Here is a 15,866-nt window from a genome sequence, read left to right as displayed (position 1 = left end):
GTGATCACCGTACCGGTTCGATTCCGGTCCTCGGCATGAGAATAACTTGCACCCATAGCTCAACTGGATAGAGTGTTTGACTACGAATCAAAAGGTTAGGGGTTCGACTCCCTTTGGGTGCATAGTAAAGACTACAAACTAGATGAGTGGTCTTTTTTTATAGCTAAATATAGCTTCGGGAAGTAGCTCAGCTTGGTAGAGCACTTGGTTTGGGACCAAGGGGTCGCAGGTTCGAATCCTGTCTTCCCGATAAGTGTAAAACACCAATAAATATTGGTGTTTTTTTTTGTTTTATTCAGTCCTTACTTTTTCTTTGCACGTGCAATAATCCTATCAAAGTTCTCTTTCGTATAGGTGATTGCCGATCCGTGTCCACAGAATATTTGCTTTGGAGAGCTCTTTTCTATTAATTGTTCAACTGATTGAATCGCCCTGTGTTTGTCCACTGTCGCCATTGCGGGAAAGGGGAAGAGCCAGCGTATATCTCCGGATATGGATAGACCTCCCTGGGACTGAAGCAGGTCGCCTACATAAGCGGTACCAACTCGTTGATCAATTAGTGTAATCGATCCATTGGTGTGTCCCGGAGTTTCTTGTACCAGTAGATTGCCGATTCTGTCGCCTTCTGATAAGAGCGTGGTTGGTTTAATTGGCATGCGGATATTATGTACGTCGTTCTGGCTGTCCTCGTACTCTCTTTTTCCAATACAAATTTCTGCTTCCGGAAAATGGAGACTGATTTTTTGAATGTCTCCAGTATGATCTGAGTGAGCATGGGTAAGAATAATATATTTCAGAGGCAGCTGGGTTTTTTCAATGGCTTTAATAATTGATTTGACTGTCCCGCGGTTGCTGCAATCAATTAGCGTGCAGTAATTGTCTTCCTCTACAATATAACAATTGATTGGAAAAATTGGGGTAGTCAGCTGTAACGCATATGAGGCTGAGTGCTTAATGGTTTTCATGAGAGACCTCCTTGATTTCATTAAATAATTGTTCTATAAAACTGTCTAAGCGCCGAGCATTTCCCGTTCCAAGCTCTTCAACCAGCTGTTGAAAGCTTCCAGGATAAGGCAGTTGCTTTAACAAAACTAAGATTGACTGATAATGCTGAATCAGCTGTTCTAAATCATGAATCTTCTTATTTAGCAGCTCAGTGCCGTCCTGATTACATTCTTGAGATAGCTCCTGATCGAAAAGTGTCATGAAGCTTTTTATCTCTTTTATCGAAAACTGAGCATATTTCATGACTGAGATATATTTTAATTTTAATAAATCTTCCTCTGTATAGAGTCGGTAATTATTATCTGCTCTTTGCGGTGTTAGCAACTGTTCTTTTTCGTAATAACGAATCGTATCTTTTGGTAATGCTGTTCGCTTAGCAATTTGGTTAATGGTCCATCCTGTTGTCATTCTATCAGCCTCCTGATGCAATGATAACATTGGATAGAACTCCAAGGTCAAGAGGAAATCGTCGATTTTTTCTGAAAACTTCTTGTTTTTCTGTAAAGTACAAGCTTTCTTCTTTATTTACTCCTCTAAATTCGATATAATTATGGTCAGTAATAGTCAAGGGAGAAGGATGGATATTATGAACAATCAAAATACTTCTGATTTGATTGAAGCCTATTTAAAGAAGATTTTGGAAGATAATAGTAAGATTGAGATTCGTCGTGCAGAAATGGCAAATTTATTCAATTGTGTCCCTTCCCAGATAAATTATGTGATTAATACCCGTTTTACTATTCAACGAGGGTATTCTGTTGAGAGTAAACGAGGCGGTGGCGGCTACATTCGCATCGCAAAGGTCACACTGTTGGATAACACACAGCTATTGAAGCAAATCGAAGCATTTATCGGCGATCAGTTGTCAGAAAAAGATGCATTGACCTTTGTTCAGAAATTATATGAAGAAAAAGTTGTCACAAAGCGGGAAGGCAATATCATGCTTGCTGCGTTAGCAAAAAATGTACTAGGAAAATTTGGTGTCAAAGAAGATTTTTTACGAGCTCAATTGATGTACTCCTTTCTGGAACGCTTGAGCTATGAGGAGGAATAGTTATGGATGAGTTATTTACAGATAGTGCCAAGGCCGTTTTAGCCATTGCGCAAGAAGAAGCAAAATACTTTAGACATCAGTCCGTGGGCTCTGAGCATTTATTGCTGGCATTAGTGATTGAGTCAAAAGGAATAGCAGGAAAAACACTGCGTCAACTGAATGTTGACAAAAATGATATAAGAGAAGAAATTGAACATTTGATGGGATATGGTGTTGTAAAGTCTTATCCTAAAGGGGCATATCTCCCTTATTCTCCTCGAGCAAAACAGATTTTTGCCTATTCCGGTGAGGAAGCAAAACGTCTGGGAGCGCCAAACATTGGCACAGAACATTTACTATTAGGTCTGCTTCGTGATGAAGATATCCTTGCTTCACGTATTTTGGTGAATCTAGGTTTGAGCTTAATTAAAATCAGACAGCTGTTGATGAAGAAGATTGGTATTAATGATCCGCAAATGGCGATGTCCGGCAATAAGCGAAAGAGTCAAAAAGGTGGTGCACCAAAAGGCGGTACACCGACATTAGATTCATTAGCAAGAGATTTAACAAAGCTTGCGAGAGAAAACAATCTTGATCCGGTTGTCGGCCGTTCAGATGAAGTTCGCCGATTGATTCAGATTTTGAGCCGCAGAACAAAAAATAATCCCGTTTTGGTTGGAGAACCAGGCGTTGGTAAAACAGCCATTGCTGAAGGGCTGGCTCAAAAGATTGTTAATGGTGAAGTACCTAAAGCAATGCAGGAAAAGCGTTTGATGATGCTGGATATGGGCGCTTTAGTGGCCGGAACTAAATATCGTGGTGAATTTGAAGATCGGATGAAGAAGGTCATTGATGAAATTTATCAAGATGGTCAGGTTATCCTGTTTATCGATGAGCTGCATACGCTAATCGGCGCTGGTGGAGCTGAGGGTGCAATTGACGCATCCAATATTTTGAAGCCTGCATTGGCTCGTGGTGAGTTGCAAACAATCGGTGCGACGACATTAGATGAATACCAAAAATATATCGAAAAAGACTCAGCTTTGGAACGCCGTTTTGCTCGTGTGCAGATCGATGAGCCGACGCCAGAGGAAGCCAATGAAATTCTTAAAGGCTTACGCTCAAGATATGAAGCCCATCATGGTGTAGAAATCACAGATGGCGCGTTACATGCAGCTGTACAGCTATCTGTTCGATACATCAATTCTCGTCAGCTGCCGGATAAAGCAATTGATTTGATGGATGAGTCAGCAGCGAAGGTCCGTTTGGATTTAGCGGATGAGCCATCTGCAGTCAATTCATTACGAACAGAGATTCAGGAATTGGCTGATGAAAAGGAAGAAGCCATCCACGAACAGTCCTTTGAAAGTGCAGCTCGCTTGAGAACCAAAGAGAAAAAACTACTTAAAAAGTTGGAAAATCTGCTTCTTTTAGAACAAAAAGAAGCTTCTGGCTATACAAATAAAGTAACCGAAGAAGATGTGGCATCTGTTGTTTCACAATGGACAGGTGTACCATTGCAGCAATTAGAGAAAAAGGAAAGTGAACGTTTGATGGAGTTGGAATCAATTCTTCATCATCGTGTGGTTGGGCAAGACGATGCTGTGAAGGCAGTTTCCAGTGCGATTCGTCGGGCTAGAAGCGGCTTGAAGGACCCGAACCGCCCAATTGGTTCATTTATGTTCCTTGGACCTACAGGGGTAGGTAAAACTGAACTTGCCAAAGCATTGGCAGAAACGATGTTTGGCAGTGAAGATGCTTTGATTCGAGTGGATATGTCAGAGTTTATGGAGAAATATAGTACCAGCCGCTTGATTGGTTCACCTCCCGGCTATGTAGGCTACGAGGAAGGCGGTCAGCTGACAGAGAAAATTCGTCAAAAACCATATTCTGTTATCCTATTGGATGAAGTAGAGAAAGCCCATCCGGACGTGTTCAATATTCTATTGCAAGTACTGGATGATGGTCATCTAACGGATTCTAAAGGTAGAAAAGTCGATTTCAGAAATACAATTCTGATTATGACTTCCAACATCGGTGCGACGGCTATTCGAGAAGAGAAGAATGTTGGTTTCAACGTACAGGATTTAACGAAGGATCATAATGCGATGCAAAAACGTATTTTGGAAGAGTTGAAGAAGGCTTTCCGTCCGGAGTTCCTGAACCGTATTGATGAAACAATCGTTTTCCGTTCACTGGATCAGGATGAAATCCATGAAATTGTGAAAATTATGAGTAAAGCGATTATTACCCGTATGACTGAACAGGATGTTTATCTGAAAATTACAGCAGCGGCGATTGATGTTATCGGTAAGGTTGGCTTTGATCCTGAATATGGTGCAAGACCGATTCGCAGAGCATTACAAAAAGAGGTCGAGGATCGTCTGAGTGAAGCCTTGCTTTCCGGTCAGATTCATCTAGGTGATAAAGTCACAATTGGAGCCAGCAAAGGGAAAATTACCTTGAGCGTGAAGGCGCCTAAAGAACAGAAGGAATTGCAGCCGGCGAATTAAGCAGGTCAGCTTTCCTAAATGAAGAATTTTAATACCCTGTAGCATCAGTGGTCAGTCACTGTTGCCGCAGGGTATTTTCTACTGAGCTGTCTACTTATACAAGCTGTTCAATGCCTCACTTGCCGTTATCAAATGGTTCGTGCGCTACAGTTTCAAAAGCGATTCAAAGAACGGAGAATAGGGAATAAAAACTTTGTGAAAAAATGATGAAAGTCCCTGATACTATTGGAAAGTTTGTGAACCTGTGATACTATGAAACAGTCGCTAAAGGAGGAAATTAGATGATAGAAATTATTGCTACAGCGGAGTCAATCGATCAGGCAAAGCTGTTGCTGACTGCAGGAGTAGACACATTATATATTGGGGAAGAAACCTTTGGCTTAAGACTGCCGGCTTCTTTTTCCAGAGAGGAACAAAAAGCGATTATCAACTTTGCGCATGAAGCTGGAAAACAAGTCATCGTTGCGGTGAACGGAATTATGCATCCGGAAAAAATGAAGCTGATTCCGGAATATTTGGAATTTTTGAAGGAAGCTGCACCAGATAAGCTGATGGTTGGAGATCCGGGTGTGATTTTCACTTTGCAACAGCAAAAGGTAGAGATTCCCTTTATCTATGATGGCGAAACAATGGTAACCAGCTCCCGCCAAATTAACTTTTGGGCGAAGAAAGGTGCTTCGGGTGCTGTTCTGGCTCGTGAGGTTCCCTTTGAGGAAATGACCGCCATGTCGGAAAATTTGCAGGTTCCTGTTGAGGTGTTGGTCTATGGCGCAAGCTGTATCCATCAATCGAAACGCCCATTATTGCAGAACTACTACAATTATACGCAATTGGGTGAGGACAAGAGCAAGGAGCGTGGACTGTTTTTATCTGAACCGAAAAAGGAAGAAACCCACTACTCCATTTATGAGGATAGTCATGGTACGCATATTTTCGCAGACAATGATATCAACATGATAAATGAGCTAGATAAGCTGTATCAATATGGATATAAAACATGGAAGCTTGACGGCATCTATGCCCCAGGGGAAAATTTTGTGGAAGTGGCTAAATTATTTGTCGAAGCCAAAGCTGCAATAGAAACAGGAAGCTGGTCAGAAGAACAGGCGCAAGTATGGAGCAAGCAAATCCAAGTGCTGCATCCTGAAAACCGTGGTCTGGACACAGGCTTCTTCCATTTAGATCCAAACGAAATTAAGTAGAAAGAAGGAATAAAGAAAGATGGAAAAAGAACGAACATTGAAGCGTCCCGAGGTGCTGGCACCAGCCGGGACGCTGGAAAAACTAAAAGTAGCAATTCATTATGGCGCAGATGCTGTATATATCGGTGGGAATGCTTACGGGCTGAGAAGTCGTGCCGGTAATTTTACGTATGAACAAATGCAGGAAGGTGTAGCATTTGCTAAAGCGCATAACGCCAAAGTATATGTTGCGGCGAATATGGTTACCCATGAAGGGAACGAAGAAGGTGCAGGGGAATTTTTCCGTGAGTTGAGAGACTTGGGTATTTCAGCTGTTATCGTTTCTGATCCGACCCTAATTGAGATATGTGCAGAGGAAGCTCCGGGATTGCCAATCCATCTTTCAACACAGGCTTCAGCAACAAACTACGAAACGTTGGAATTTTGGAAAAATGAAGGACTGGAGCGTGTTGTGTTGGCACGTGAAGTTTCTATGGAGGAAGTAGCGGAGATACGTAAAAATACCGACGTAGAAATCGAAGCCTTTATCCATGGAGCGATGTGTATCTCTTATTCAGGGCGTTGTACCTTGTCTAATCATATGTCGATGAGAGATGCGAACCGCGGCGGCTGTTCTCAGTCCTGCCGTTGGAAATACGACTTGTACGATATGCCTTTTGGAACGGAAAAACGCAGTCTGACGTCTAAAGGTGCTGTCGAAGAAGAATTTTCCATGAGTGCGGTGGATATGTCTATGATCGAGCATATTCCGGAATTAATCGAAAATGGAGTGGACAGCTTCAAAATCGAAGGCCGCATGAAGTCAATCCATTATGTATCAACTGTAGCGAATGTTTATAAGAAAGCTGTAGATTCGTATATGGCTGATCCGGATAACTATGAGTGCAAACAGGAATGGATTGATGAGCTATGGAAAGTGGCGCAGCGTGAGCTCTCTACTGGTTTCTATTATCATACTCCTACAGAAGAAGAGCAGCTTTTTGGGCCGCGCAGAAAAATCCCTGAATATAAATTTATCGGCGAAGTGATGGCCTATGATTCTGAAACAAAAATGGCTACAATTCGTCAGCGGAATCATTTCAGTGTTGAAGATGAGATTGAATTCTATGGTCCCGGGTTCAATCACTTTTATCAAACGGTAGAAGTAATGTACAATGAAGATGGCGAGTCAATCGATCGGGCACCAAATCCGATGATGATTGTGACGATGCCGGTTGTTCAGCCAGTTTCTGTCGGTGATATGATTCGAAAGAAAAAATAATAAGTAACATCGAGACAGAAGTATTTTGCTTAAGAGACAATGGAAGATTCTTGAATTCATGTGCTGAATTTAAGTGATGCCGTGTTTCTCAGAGGCAGCTTTTGTCTCGTTGTTTTTATGACTGGATGACTGGAATAAAAGCAGTGAATGAGGAGGAAGACAATGGTAAAGCAATATGATTATATCGTAATTGGCGGCGGCAGCGGTGGGATTGCTTCTGCGAATCGTGCGGGGATGCATGGAGCGAAGGTATTACTGCTGGAAGGCGGAGAAATCGGCGGTACATGTGTCAATGTCGGCTGTGTGCCGAAAAAAGTGATGTGGCAGGCAAGCACGATGATGGAGATGATGCATCGTGATATGGCAGGTTACGGTTTTGACGTGTCTGTTAATACGTTTGATTTTCATAAGCTGGTTCAAAACAGAGAAAACTATATCGATTTTCTACATACAGCATACAATCGTGGACTAGACAGCAACCACGTAGAACGAGTACAGGCGTATGGCACGTTTGTCGATGGACAGACAATCAAGGCCGGTGATGAAACATATACTGCCCCTAATATCTTGATAGCGACAGGTGGACGACCTAAAAAATTAGGTATACCGGGAGAAGAACATGCGATTGATTCTAATGGCTTTTTCGCACTGAAAGAACTGCCGAAACGAATTGTTGTGATTGGTGCGGGCTATGTCGCTGCCGAGCTGGCAGGAACGGTGCTGGGATTGGGAAGCACGACACACTGGGCGTTCCGTAATGACCGTCCGTTGCGCAGCTTTGATGAAATGCTATCAGAGAAAGCCGTGGAGCATTATGAAAAGGCTGGAATGACAATTCATCCTAATTCTGTACCGAAATTTATTGAGAAAAAAGACTCTGGAGAGCTAGTCATTGGTTTTGAAAACGGCATAACTATTGCCGCAGACTGTGTCATTTTCGGCACAGGGAGAGAGCCGAATACAGACCAGCTTGGCTTGGAAAATACAAGCGTTGAGCTAGATGAAAAAGGCTATGTGAAGGTCGATAAGTACCAAAACACAACCCAGGAAGGAATCTATGCTGTAGGGGATGTCATTGGCAAAATTGATTTGACACCAGTGGCTATTGCTGCAGGTCGTCGATTATCGGAGCGCTTGTTCAATGGGAAAACAGATGAGTACTTGGATTATGAGACAATACCGACTGTAGTCTTTACTCATCCGCCAATCGGAACAGTAGGTCTGACAGAAAAAGAAGCTGTGGAAAAGTATGGCAAAGAGCAAATAAAGCTGTATACTTCTACGTTCACACCGATGTATTTTGCGTTAGGTGAGTACCGACAAAAATGCGATATCAAGATGATTTGTGTGGGGAAAGAAGAAAAAATCGTTGGGCTTCATGCAATTGGTCTAGGTGTTGATGAGATGCTTCAAGGCTTCGCGGTAGCAGTCAAAATGGGGGCAACAAAGAAAGATTTTGACAATACTGTAGCAATCCATCCAACAGGTGCGGAAGAGTTTGTGACGATGCGCTAAAAGCTGAAATAATAAATAGAAAAAAGTCTGAAATTGCAGCAACAGCTAGAGCAATTTCAGACTTTTTTTAACTTGTTCGATTTAGAATTTTGCTGGTAATTTCCAACAACAGGTCTTTTGTATGAAGGTCATTGTCCGGCAGTTTTTTAATAGCCTTTAAGGCCTTCTGTGTATATTTTTCAGCCAGCTTTTGAGCGTTATCCACACCACCAAGACTGTGGACAAGTTCATACACTTCTTGAGTTTCCACTGTGGATAAGTTTTCGCGTTTTTCAAGATATGGCAGGAGCTTATTCCTATCTTTTTTCAACGCATAGAGTAGAGGCAGGGAGTACACTCCTTGTTTGACATCCTCCAATACGGGCTTACCAATATGGTCAGAGGATTGTGTGTAATCCAAAACGTCGTCAATAATCTGAAAGGCGATACCAATATTTTTCCCGATTTCTCGGCATTTGTTGGCAAACTGATCCGAACAGCCGCTTTCATAAGCGCCGATGAAGCTGCTTAAAGCAAATAGCTCAGCAGTTTTTCCGGAGATGTTATCAATATACTGATCGATTGTCATATTCAAGTCATAATGAGTGTCCATTTGTCCGAGCTCACCGGAAAGAATTTTTTCCATACTCTTTGAGTTTAGCTGGATACTCTTCAATGATGAGGAGTAATCTGCTAATAGTTTGAAACAGCAGATAAACAGATAATCTCCTGCATAGACGGCGGTCTGATTGCCAAACTGAGATCGAATGGTTGGCAAGTTTCTTCTAGTATCCGCATGGTCAACAATGTCATCGTGAATCAACGTTGCCGTGTGGAGCATTTCGATGGATGCAGACAGAGCAATCGCCTTCTGCTCGTCCTTTGCCGGACCAAACTGAGCAAAAAGCAGCTGATAGGCAGGACGCAGCAGTTTACCGCCGGAGTGTATCATGGCCAGTATAGCTTGCCGTACCTCTTTATTTTCTATTTGGATACCTTCCTCCATAAGGTGCAGTGTTGCTTCCAGTTCTTCTGCAAGTAGAGGATAAGGCATCCACATTTGATGGATATTCATAGGATAGCTCCTTCAGTTCTTATTAAAAAATTTCCCGTTTTTGTTTGGTTGTTTGTTCGTAATCCAGTTGAAACTTTTTCAGCGTCTGTACGTGCTTCAATAGGTAGTTTGCGGCAATACCAATGGCGATTCCTGATAGCAAGCCTAGAAAAGACAAAATTGGCAGATAGAGCATCGGCGCCCATGATTGAGCAAAAAACGAGGTTGTCAACAGCTGTCCAACATTGTGGAGAAAGCCGCCAACGGCACTGATACCGATAATGCTGACCCGTTTTGGCCCCAGCTGTTTGATTAGCAGCATCCCAAAAAAGCTAAGAAATGCTCCGCTTGCGCTGTAGAAGAATGTTGAAATTGTACCGCCAAGCAACGTGGCTAAGACTAGCCTCATAGAAATAAGAAAGACTGTTTCTCTTTTTTTCATCGTAAAAATGGCGATGATTGTTATCAAGTTTGCCAATCCCAGCTTAGCTCCCGGAGCAAAAGCAAACGGATAAGGAATCATGTTTTCAATGAGTGAAATGACGACTCCTTGAGCGACAAGCATGGATATATAGATGTTTTTTTGTAGTTTTGTCATGATTGGTATAGGCAGCATCAGTAAATCAGACTGCCATCCTCATTTCCGTCGGAAGCTTCGACCGTAATAAATAAGTTGTGCGGCAAACAGGCGATGGGTGTTTCACCGGATTTTGAAATCCACCCGCGTCGGACGCAGGCAAGGTCTGTACAATTCGCCTCTTTGATTCGAATCCGATCACCGTCTACCTCAATCAGGTTATAGTCGCCGTCGGGGTCTTCATATTTGTATGTATAGGCAGGTGCTCCTTCTTTTAATTCAAAGGTCTTGATTACCTTTCCATCTACCTTTAGAACAGCCTGTTTTGTTATAGTATCTGTGTTTTGCATACTAGAAACAACAAGGGGCAGAAAAGAACTGACAACCAATACCAAAATGATGATGATATCCCAAGGGCGCAAATAGCTTTTCTTGATGAAATCCTTCATGTTCTTTCCTCTCCTTTGTAGTTCCTAATTTTAACACATTCAAAGAAAAAATCAGCGTAAAAAACATTGTTTGTTTCTGTTATTTACACTTGATAAAGTCATGCTGAACGTCAGACAATCAGTTAACACCTTTTGCTCCTGGAAAAATGTTCAAGCTTATTCCGCTTTTCTTCTTGTCTAGCTTCACGAACTAGCTCCTCTCAACAATAAGTCAAAACATGTCTCATGGTAAAGAACACCATGTGCCAGTTTTGTCTTATTGTTCAGGAGCTGTTCAAGTTCGTGAATCTTTTCTTTCTTTAAACAAACGGCGGGACAGAAGTACGTCTCGCAGAGATAAGCCGAAGTTTCGCAAAAATTAAGGAAAAATTTTCGGAAATCTCTTCTTATTTTCCGGAGCTGTGTACGTCTGTCCCGACCTCTTTCTGTTACTAATTATGTGGTAATGTTATTTGGTTCCGTATCTGGATTTTGGTGTGCCATACCACCATTTTCCAACGGTACGTTGAAGCCAAGGGATAACCCAGCGGTCCAGTCCTAATGCACGACCTGAGCCGTTCATTAAAGCAAAGGCAACAAAGACGAACCATATATTTACCCAGTAGAACATACCGGATAGGCTGAAGGCAGCGACTAATCCAATGGTTGCTGCACTACATAACCAAGTGAACAATCCTGCAATCAGAGCCAAGGCAATCAGAATTTCAACAATTGTCATGAATTTCTGGAAGAATAAAGCAACTTCCTGATTTGGCATCATGAATTTCATTACACTTTCAAACCATTTCGGCATATGATCGAATACTAGCATCGGTTCTTCACCATAAGCATAGTTCAAACCGAAGTGAGCTGCTTGAGTAGCAGTTTCTGCTGCAGCATCTGTGGCTCCACTTGCGGCAGTTGTTGTATCTGCTGCGGCGGAAGCCCCGGTTGTTACTTGTTCTTGCAGCCATGGGAATGGGAAGACTACTGTGTCAGAGAACCATGATCCTTCACCAAACCAAGTACCTGGTTTCAGGTATTCACCGTTACCAACGACTTTCTTCGCCGCTTCTACAAACCACATCAATCCATAGAAGACACGTAAAGGAACACTCCATAGAATGTTACCGTAACGAGAAGAATGTCCTCTTGCTACGTTTCGGTCGTCTTTAATATGGAAAAATTCATGCATCATGTATTGGAACATATAGTAGCCTGAACGGATATCGAAGAAATATTTCAGGTTGACGATATGTTTCATGATAATCGCTAAAAATCCGCTTAGATGGATTTTATCGAATAAGTTCGCAACGCCCCATTTGGCACCGATGGAAACCATGAAGCCTTGATAGTTTCCTTTGAACTTGTGTTTTTCTCCACCTTTAATATCTGCAACAATGTTTGCCGCTGCAGTATGTCCGGTTTGCTCAGCAGCCTGGACGATTTGCGGTGTTGGTGTATCCGGGAACTCCTCGTAATAAACAAGGTCACCGATGATGTAGATGTTTTTGTCTTCATAGCCTTTAGCCTGCATGAACTCATTGGCGATTAAACGATTGCCGCGAGCCGCTTCCAGACCAAAATCAGCAGCATCAGAAGTTGCTTTAACGCCGGCTGTCCAGATAAGTGTATGAGTAGGTACTTCTGTACCATCCTTCAATTTGATATGGTCGGCAGCCACTTCAACGATTGGAGAGTTTTTCATTAGTGTTACTTGTTTTTTCTCCATGTAGCGTTCTGCTTTCGCCGCATCATTGCGTGTCAGCATGTTCAGGATTGTCGGCATTGCTTCAACAACCATCAATGTGATTTCGTTTGGATCGATTTTTGTTTCTTTTGCTAATCGATCTTTCCAGTCAATCAGCTCACCGATCATTTCAATTCCTGTAAATCCAGAGCCGCAGACAACAAATGTCAGCATTGCTTTGCGAACTTCCGCATCAGGTTCAATCGCTGCTTTTTCTACAGTTTTTTCGATATGTTCACGAATTCTCACTGAGTCTTCAAATGACCATAAAGTAAAGCCGTTTTCTTTCACGCCTGGTGTACCGAAATCATTCGGTTCGCCACCCATACCGATAATCAGTTGGTCGAATTCATAAGAACCCAGTTTTGTTTTAACGACTTTTTTGTCTTTATCGATGCCAGTTACAGTATCTGTGACAAGCTTAACATTCTTTTTGCGTGAGAACAGTCGTTGCAAATCGTATTGAATTGCGCTTGGTTCTACGCGGCCCCCAGCCACTTCGTGCAGCTCCGTCATCATAGTGTGGTAAGAGTGACGATCAATCAAAGTGATCTCTACGTCGTCTTTTTTCAGCTTTTTAGCTAGAAATTTGGTTGCTGATACGCCAGCATACCCTGCACCTACAACGACAATTTTTTGCTTTGTCATTGGTAATCCGCTCCTTAAAAAATAAAAGTATAATTGATCATAATTTCGCAATCGAATTCATTATATAGTGAGTTTAGGCTTTTGTCTAATAACAATTCCTATAATAAAGCAAATAAACGATTTCAGATTAGAATCATATGAAAATGTGATAAGTTTTACGAATTATTCTAATGTGCAGTTGACAGAAAGAGATAAATCGTTAGAATGTTAATTGAATCACAAAGTTTTTGTGAAAAAATTTGTGACTATATGAGTATTGTTAGCTATTTCATCTCACAAAGATTAACAAAAGGCGATAGTTTGACTATTGATTTGATGATGGTCCTTGTGTGCATTTACTAACAAAGTTCATATGGGGAAATGTATTATTACAAAGGAAAAGGTGGAAAAAAATGAAAGCGAACAAATTTATCAAGAGCTTTGCGGCAATCGCATTGACAACAGTAGTATTGGCTGCGTGTGGATCAGACAACAAGGACACAGCTGAATCTTCAAGTGCATCATCAACAGCAGCTTCATCTTCAGTAACGGAAGAATCTTCAACAGAAGCTGTAAAAGAAGCAGGTGCGGATTTACAAGACGGCACTTACAAACTAGAAGAAAAGAACTATTCAAATGATTACCGTGTATCATTCGAAATCACTGTAAAAGACGGCAAAATCGTAGAATCAAAATACGACAACATCAATGAAGCCGGCGAATCAAAAGTTGATAACACAGACTACAACAAAAACATGAAGGATAAAGCTGGCGTGAGCCCAGAAGAATTTATTCCTAAATTCAACGAAGAGCTTGTTGCAAAACAATCTCCTTCTGATATCGATGTAGTATCTGGTGCGACACATTCATTTGAATCATTCCAAAACTATGCACAACAATTAATCCAAGCGGCTCAAGCTGGAAATACAGATACAATCGAAATCGACAATGGCGCAGAACTGAAAGACGGTTCTTATACATTGAAAGAGAAAAATAATTCAAATGGTTACCATACTGAATTCACAATGGTTGTTAAAGACGGAAAAGTAACAGAGTCTAACTACGACAATGTGAACGATGAAGGAAAATCAAAACAAGATGACACAGAATACAACGAAATGATGAAGGAAAAAGCTGGTACTGATCCATCTGAATTCATCCCTACATTCAATGAAGAGTTTGTAAAAGCAATGGGCGAAGAAGACGGCTCTCCTGCTGGAATGGACGTTGTAACCGGAGCGACACACAGCTTCCATTCATTCGTTATCTACGCTGAGCAATTAATTAACGCTGCAGAAAAAGGCGATACAACTGAAATCGTCGTTGATAACATTGTAATGAAAAAATAAGAGGTTATAATGAAGCACTTGTCTTGATCCCCAAAATATCAAGATATCGATGGTCTTTGCCAATCAGCTGATTCACAGAGACCATCCATTATACCGTTAGTTATTCTTTGAAATACCGTTCTTGCAAAAGGAGAGGACAGGGCAACTTTCGCTAGGAGGATTGTCCTGTTTTTTCTGCCGTTTAATAGGCAGTAGAGGGGTAGTGGTACTTGTTGTTGAGAAATTGTGAGGACATCATTTTTATAAAGTATAGAAGGAAAAGGTAAACTACATAATTTTACGCATTGCAGAAAGAGGTTTTGCTAGTGAAATCTCCAATTCTGCATTATACTTGAAAGTGTTTTGTTAAATGAAAGAAATATATTTACAAAATTGATGAATTCGCTAAAATAGGAGTATCATTACTGATAGTAAAAGAAAATACCGTGCGTGTTTCAGAATTATTTTATAGAATACATATAGATATATTGATGAGGATGTGGCATAACAATGAGAAATCGACGATTATGGGTAGGAATCAGTCTGCTGTTTGTAGTAGTAGTTATGATTGTCGGCTGTTCAGGCGGTCAGAAAGAAGAAACAAAAATCAATAAGGACCCTTATTCAAAGCAAGAACTGCTGCTGGGGACATATGTACAGATACGAATTTACGATGATGGGAAAGAGGCTGTTCTTGACCAGGCCTTTGATCGAATTAAAGAGTTGGGTGATAAAATCACAGTCAACGAGTCTGGCTCTGAGATTGATGCCATTAACGAAAAAGCCGGAATAGAACCGGTCAAAGTTTCTGACGATGTATATACACTATTGAAGCGTGCTTATGAGTATAGTGAAGACTCCAGCGGCGGTTTTGATATGGCGATTGGTCCAATCACTCAGCTATGGCATATCGGTTTTGATGATGCTCGGAAGCCATCGCAGGAAGAAATCGATCAAGCATTGAAACTGGTGGATTATCATAAGGTTGTCTTGGATGACAAGGAAAAAACAGCGTATCTTGAAGAAAAAGGGATGGAGCTGGATTTAGGCGCAATTGCGAAGGGCTATATCACTGATGAAGTAGTCAAGGTATTGAAGGATAACGGCGTAACCACAAGTATTATCGATTTGGGTGGAAACGTGTATGTTCTGGGGCATAGTCCAAGAGGTGAGGATGAAGACTGGAATGTTGGTATTCAAGACCCGAATAAAGCAAGAAACACAGTAATCGGTACCATGAAAGAGCGAGATAAAACATTGGTGACTTCAGGTATTTATGAAAGATATTTGAAAGTTGATGGAGAGACATATCATCATTTGTTTGATCCGAAAACGGGCTATCCTTTTGATAATGATATTGCCGGTGTGACAATTATCACAAATAAGTCGATTGATGGTGATGGCTTATCTACGGCTGTATTTTCTATGGGTGTAAAAAAGGGACTGGAATATGTAGAAGGTCTGGAAGATGTAGATGCAATTTTTGTAACGAAGGAAGATAAGGTCTATGTCAGTAAAGACATAGAAAGTACATTCGCTTTAGGCGAGGATTCCGGCTACACGATGGGCGATCGTTCAGAGCTGAAGTAAGGAG

Annotated in this window: 13 protein-coding genes and 2 tRNA genes; 9 read left to right on the top strand and 6 right to left on the bottom strand. The window is 41.5% G+C overall.

The genetic code is table 11. The features are described from left to right. Positions 1 to 48 precede the first annotated feature (48 nt). Both IW510_RS04725 and IW510_RS04720 read left to right on the top strand, forming a co-directional pair. Positions 49 to 122 (top strand) — tRNA-Arg (locus IW510_RS04725). A 54-nt stretch (positions 123 to 176) separates the two neighbouring features. Continuing rightward, positions 177 to 250 (top strand) — tRNA-Pro (locus IW510_RS04720). Between the two features lie 52 nt (positions 251 to 302). Here IW510_RS04720 and IW510_RS04715 read toward each other — a convergent pair. Together IW510_RS04715 and IW510_RS04710 are read right to left on the bottom strand one after the other, a co-directional pair. Beyond that, positions 303 to 965: an MBL fold metallo-hydrolase gene (locus tag IW510_RS04715; protein WP_202057386.1), complete on the bottom strand. Its 663-nt coding sequence runs from the start codon at positions 963 to 965 to the stop codon at positions 303 to 305. Then, positions 952 to 1,413 (bottom strand): MerR family transcriptional regulator, encoded by a 462-nt coding sequence (locus tag IW510_RS04710; RefSeq protein WP_202057379.1) that lies wholly within the window; start codon positions 1,411 to 1,413, stop codon positions 952 to 954. Before IW510_RS04710 ends, IW510_RS04715 begins: the two co-directional genes overlap by 14 nt. A gap of 178 nt (positions 1,414 to 1,591) precedes the next feature. On the opposite strand from IW510_RS04710, the gene IW510_RS04705 reads away from it, so the two are divergent. The 5 genes from IW510_RS04705 (at position 1,592) to gor (ending at position 8,529) form a co-directional block, all read left to right on the top strand. Beyond that, positions 1,592 to 2,059 (top strand): CtsR family transcriptional regulator, encoded by a 468-nt coding sequence (locus IW510_RS04705; RefSeq protein WP_202057377.1) that lies wholly within the window; start codon positions 1,592 to 1,594, stop codon positions 2,057 to 2,059. A gap of 2 nt (positions 2,060 to 2,061) precedes the next feature. Then, the gene (locus IW510_RS04700) at positions 2,062 to 4,551 is read left to right on the top strand and encodes an ATP-dependent Clp protease ATP-binding subunit (protein WP_202057375.1); all 2,490 of its coding nucleotides are present in this window, start codon (positions 2,062 to 2,064) and stop codon (positions 4,549 to 4,551) included. Between the two features lie 281 nt (positions 4,552 to 4,832). After that, on the top strand, positions 4,833 to 5,753 hold the full coding sequence (locus tag IW510_RS04695; protein ID WP_202057374.1) for a peptidase U32 family protein: 921 nt from the start codon (positions 4,833 to 4,835) through the stop codon (positions 5,751 to 5,753). A gap of 19 nt (positions 5,754 to 5,772) precedes the next feature. After that, the gene (locus IW510_RS04690; protein WP_202057373.1) at positions 5,773 to 7,014 is read left to right on the top strand and encodes a peptidase U32 family protein; all 1,242 of its coding nucleotides are present in this window, start codon (positions 5,773 to 5,775) and stop codon (positions 7,012 to 7,014) included. A 162-nt stretch (positions 7,015 to 7,176) separates the two neighbouring features. Then, on the top strand, positions 7,177 to 8,529 hold the full coding sequence (gene gor, locus IW510_RS04685; RefSeq protein WP_202057372.1) for a glutathione-disulfide reductase: 1,353 nt from the start codon (positions 7,177 to 7,179) through the stop codon (positions 8,527 to 8,529). Between the two features lie 67 nt (positions 8,530 to 8,596). Here the strand turns inward: gor and IW510_RS04680 are convergent, their stop codons facing one another. The 4 genes from IW510_RS04680 to IW510_RS04665 form a co-directional block, all read right to left on the bottom strand. Further along, positions 8,597 to 9,583 (bottom strand): polyprenyl synthetase family protein, encoded by a 987-nt coding sequence (locus IW510_RS04680; protein WP_202057368.1) that lies wholly within the window; start codon positions 9,581 to 9,583, stop codon positions 8,597 to 8,599. Positions 9,584 to 9,605: 22 nt separating this feature from the next. After that, the gene (locus IW510_RS04675) at positions 9,606 to 10,160 is read right to left on the bottom strand and encodes a Gx transporter family protein (protein ID WP_202057366.1); all 555 of its coding nucleotides are present in this window, start codon (positions 10,158 to 10,160) and stop codon (positions 9,606 to 9,608) included. Between the two features lie 17 nt (positions 10,161 to 10,177). After that, positions 10,178 to 10,588: a NusG domain II-containing protein gene (locus tag IW510_RS04670; protein ID WP_202057365.1), complete on the bottom strand. Its 411-nt coding sequence runs from the start codon at positions 10,586 to 10,588 to the stop codon at positions 10,178 to 10,180. Between the two features lie 448 nt (positions 10,589 to 11,036). Continuing rightward, positions 11,037 to 12,965 carry an NAD(P)/FAD-dependent oxidoreductase gene (locus tag IW510_RS04665; RefSeq protein ID WP_202057362.1) on the bottom strand — a complete coding sequence of 643 codons (1,929 nt, stop codon included), beginning with the start codon at positions 12,963 to 12,965 and terminating at the stop codon, positions 11,037 to 11,039. A 392-nt stretch (positions 12,966 to 13,357) separates the two neighbouring features. Here IW510_RS04665 and pplA point away from each other — a divergent pair, with 392 nt between their 5' ends. Both pplA and IW510_RS04655 read left to right on the top strand, forming a co-directional pair. Next, complete coding sequence (pplA, locus tag IW510_RS04660; RefSeq protein WP_202057361.1) at positions 13,358 to 14,293, top strand: extracellular electron transfer flavoprotein PplA; 936 nt, start codon at positions 13,358 to 13,360, stop codon at positions 14,291 to 14,293. Positions 14,294 to 14,836: 543 nt separating this feature from the next. Continuing rightward, positions 14,837 to 15,862, top strand: a complete 1,026-nt coding sequence (locus IW510_RS04655; RefSeq protein ID WP_236674614.1) for an FAD:protein FMN transferase — start codon at positions 14,837 to 14,839, stop codon at positions 15,860 to 15,862. The last annotated feature ends 4 nt before the right edge of the window (positions 15,863 to 15,866 follow it).

The organism is Enterococcus sp. BWR-S5 (genome assembly GCF_016745255.1).
Taxonomy (GTDB): Bacteria; Bacillota; Bacilli; order Lactobacillales; family Enterococcaceae; genus Enterococcus_L.
This window is presented reverse-complemented; position numbering and strand designations above follow the sequence as displayed.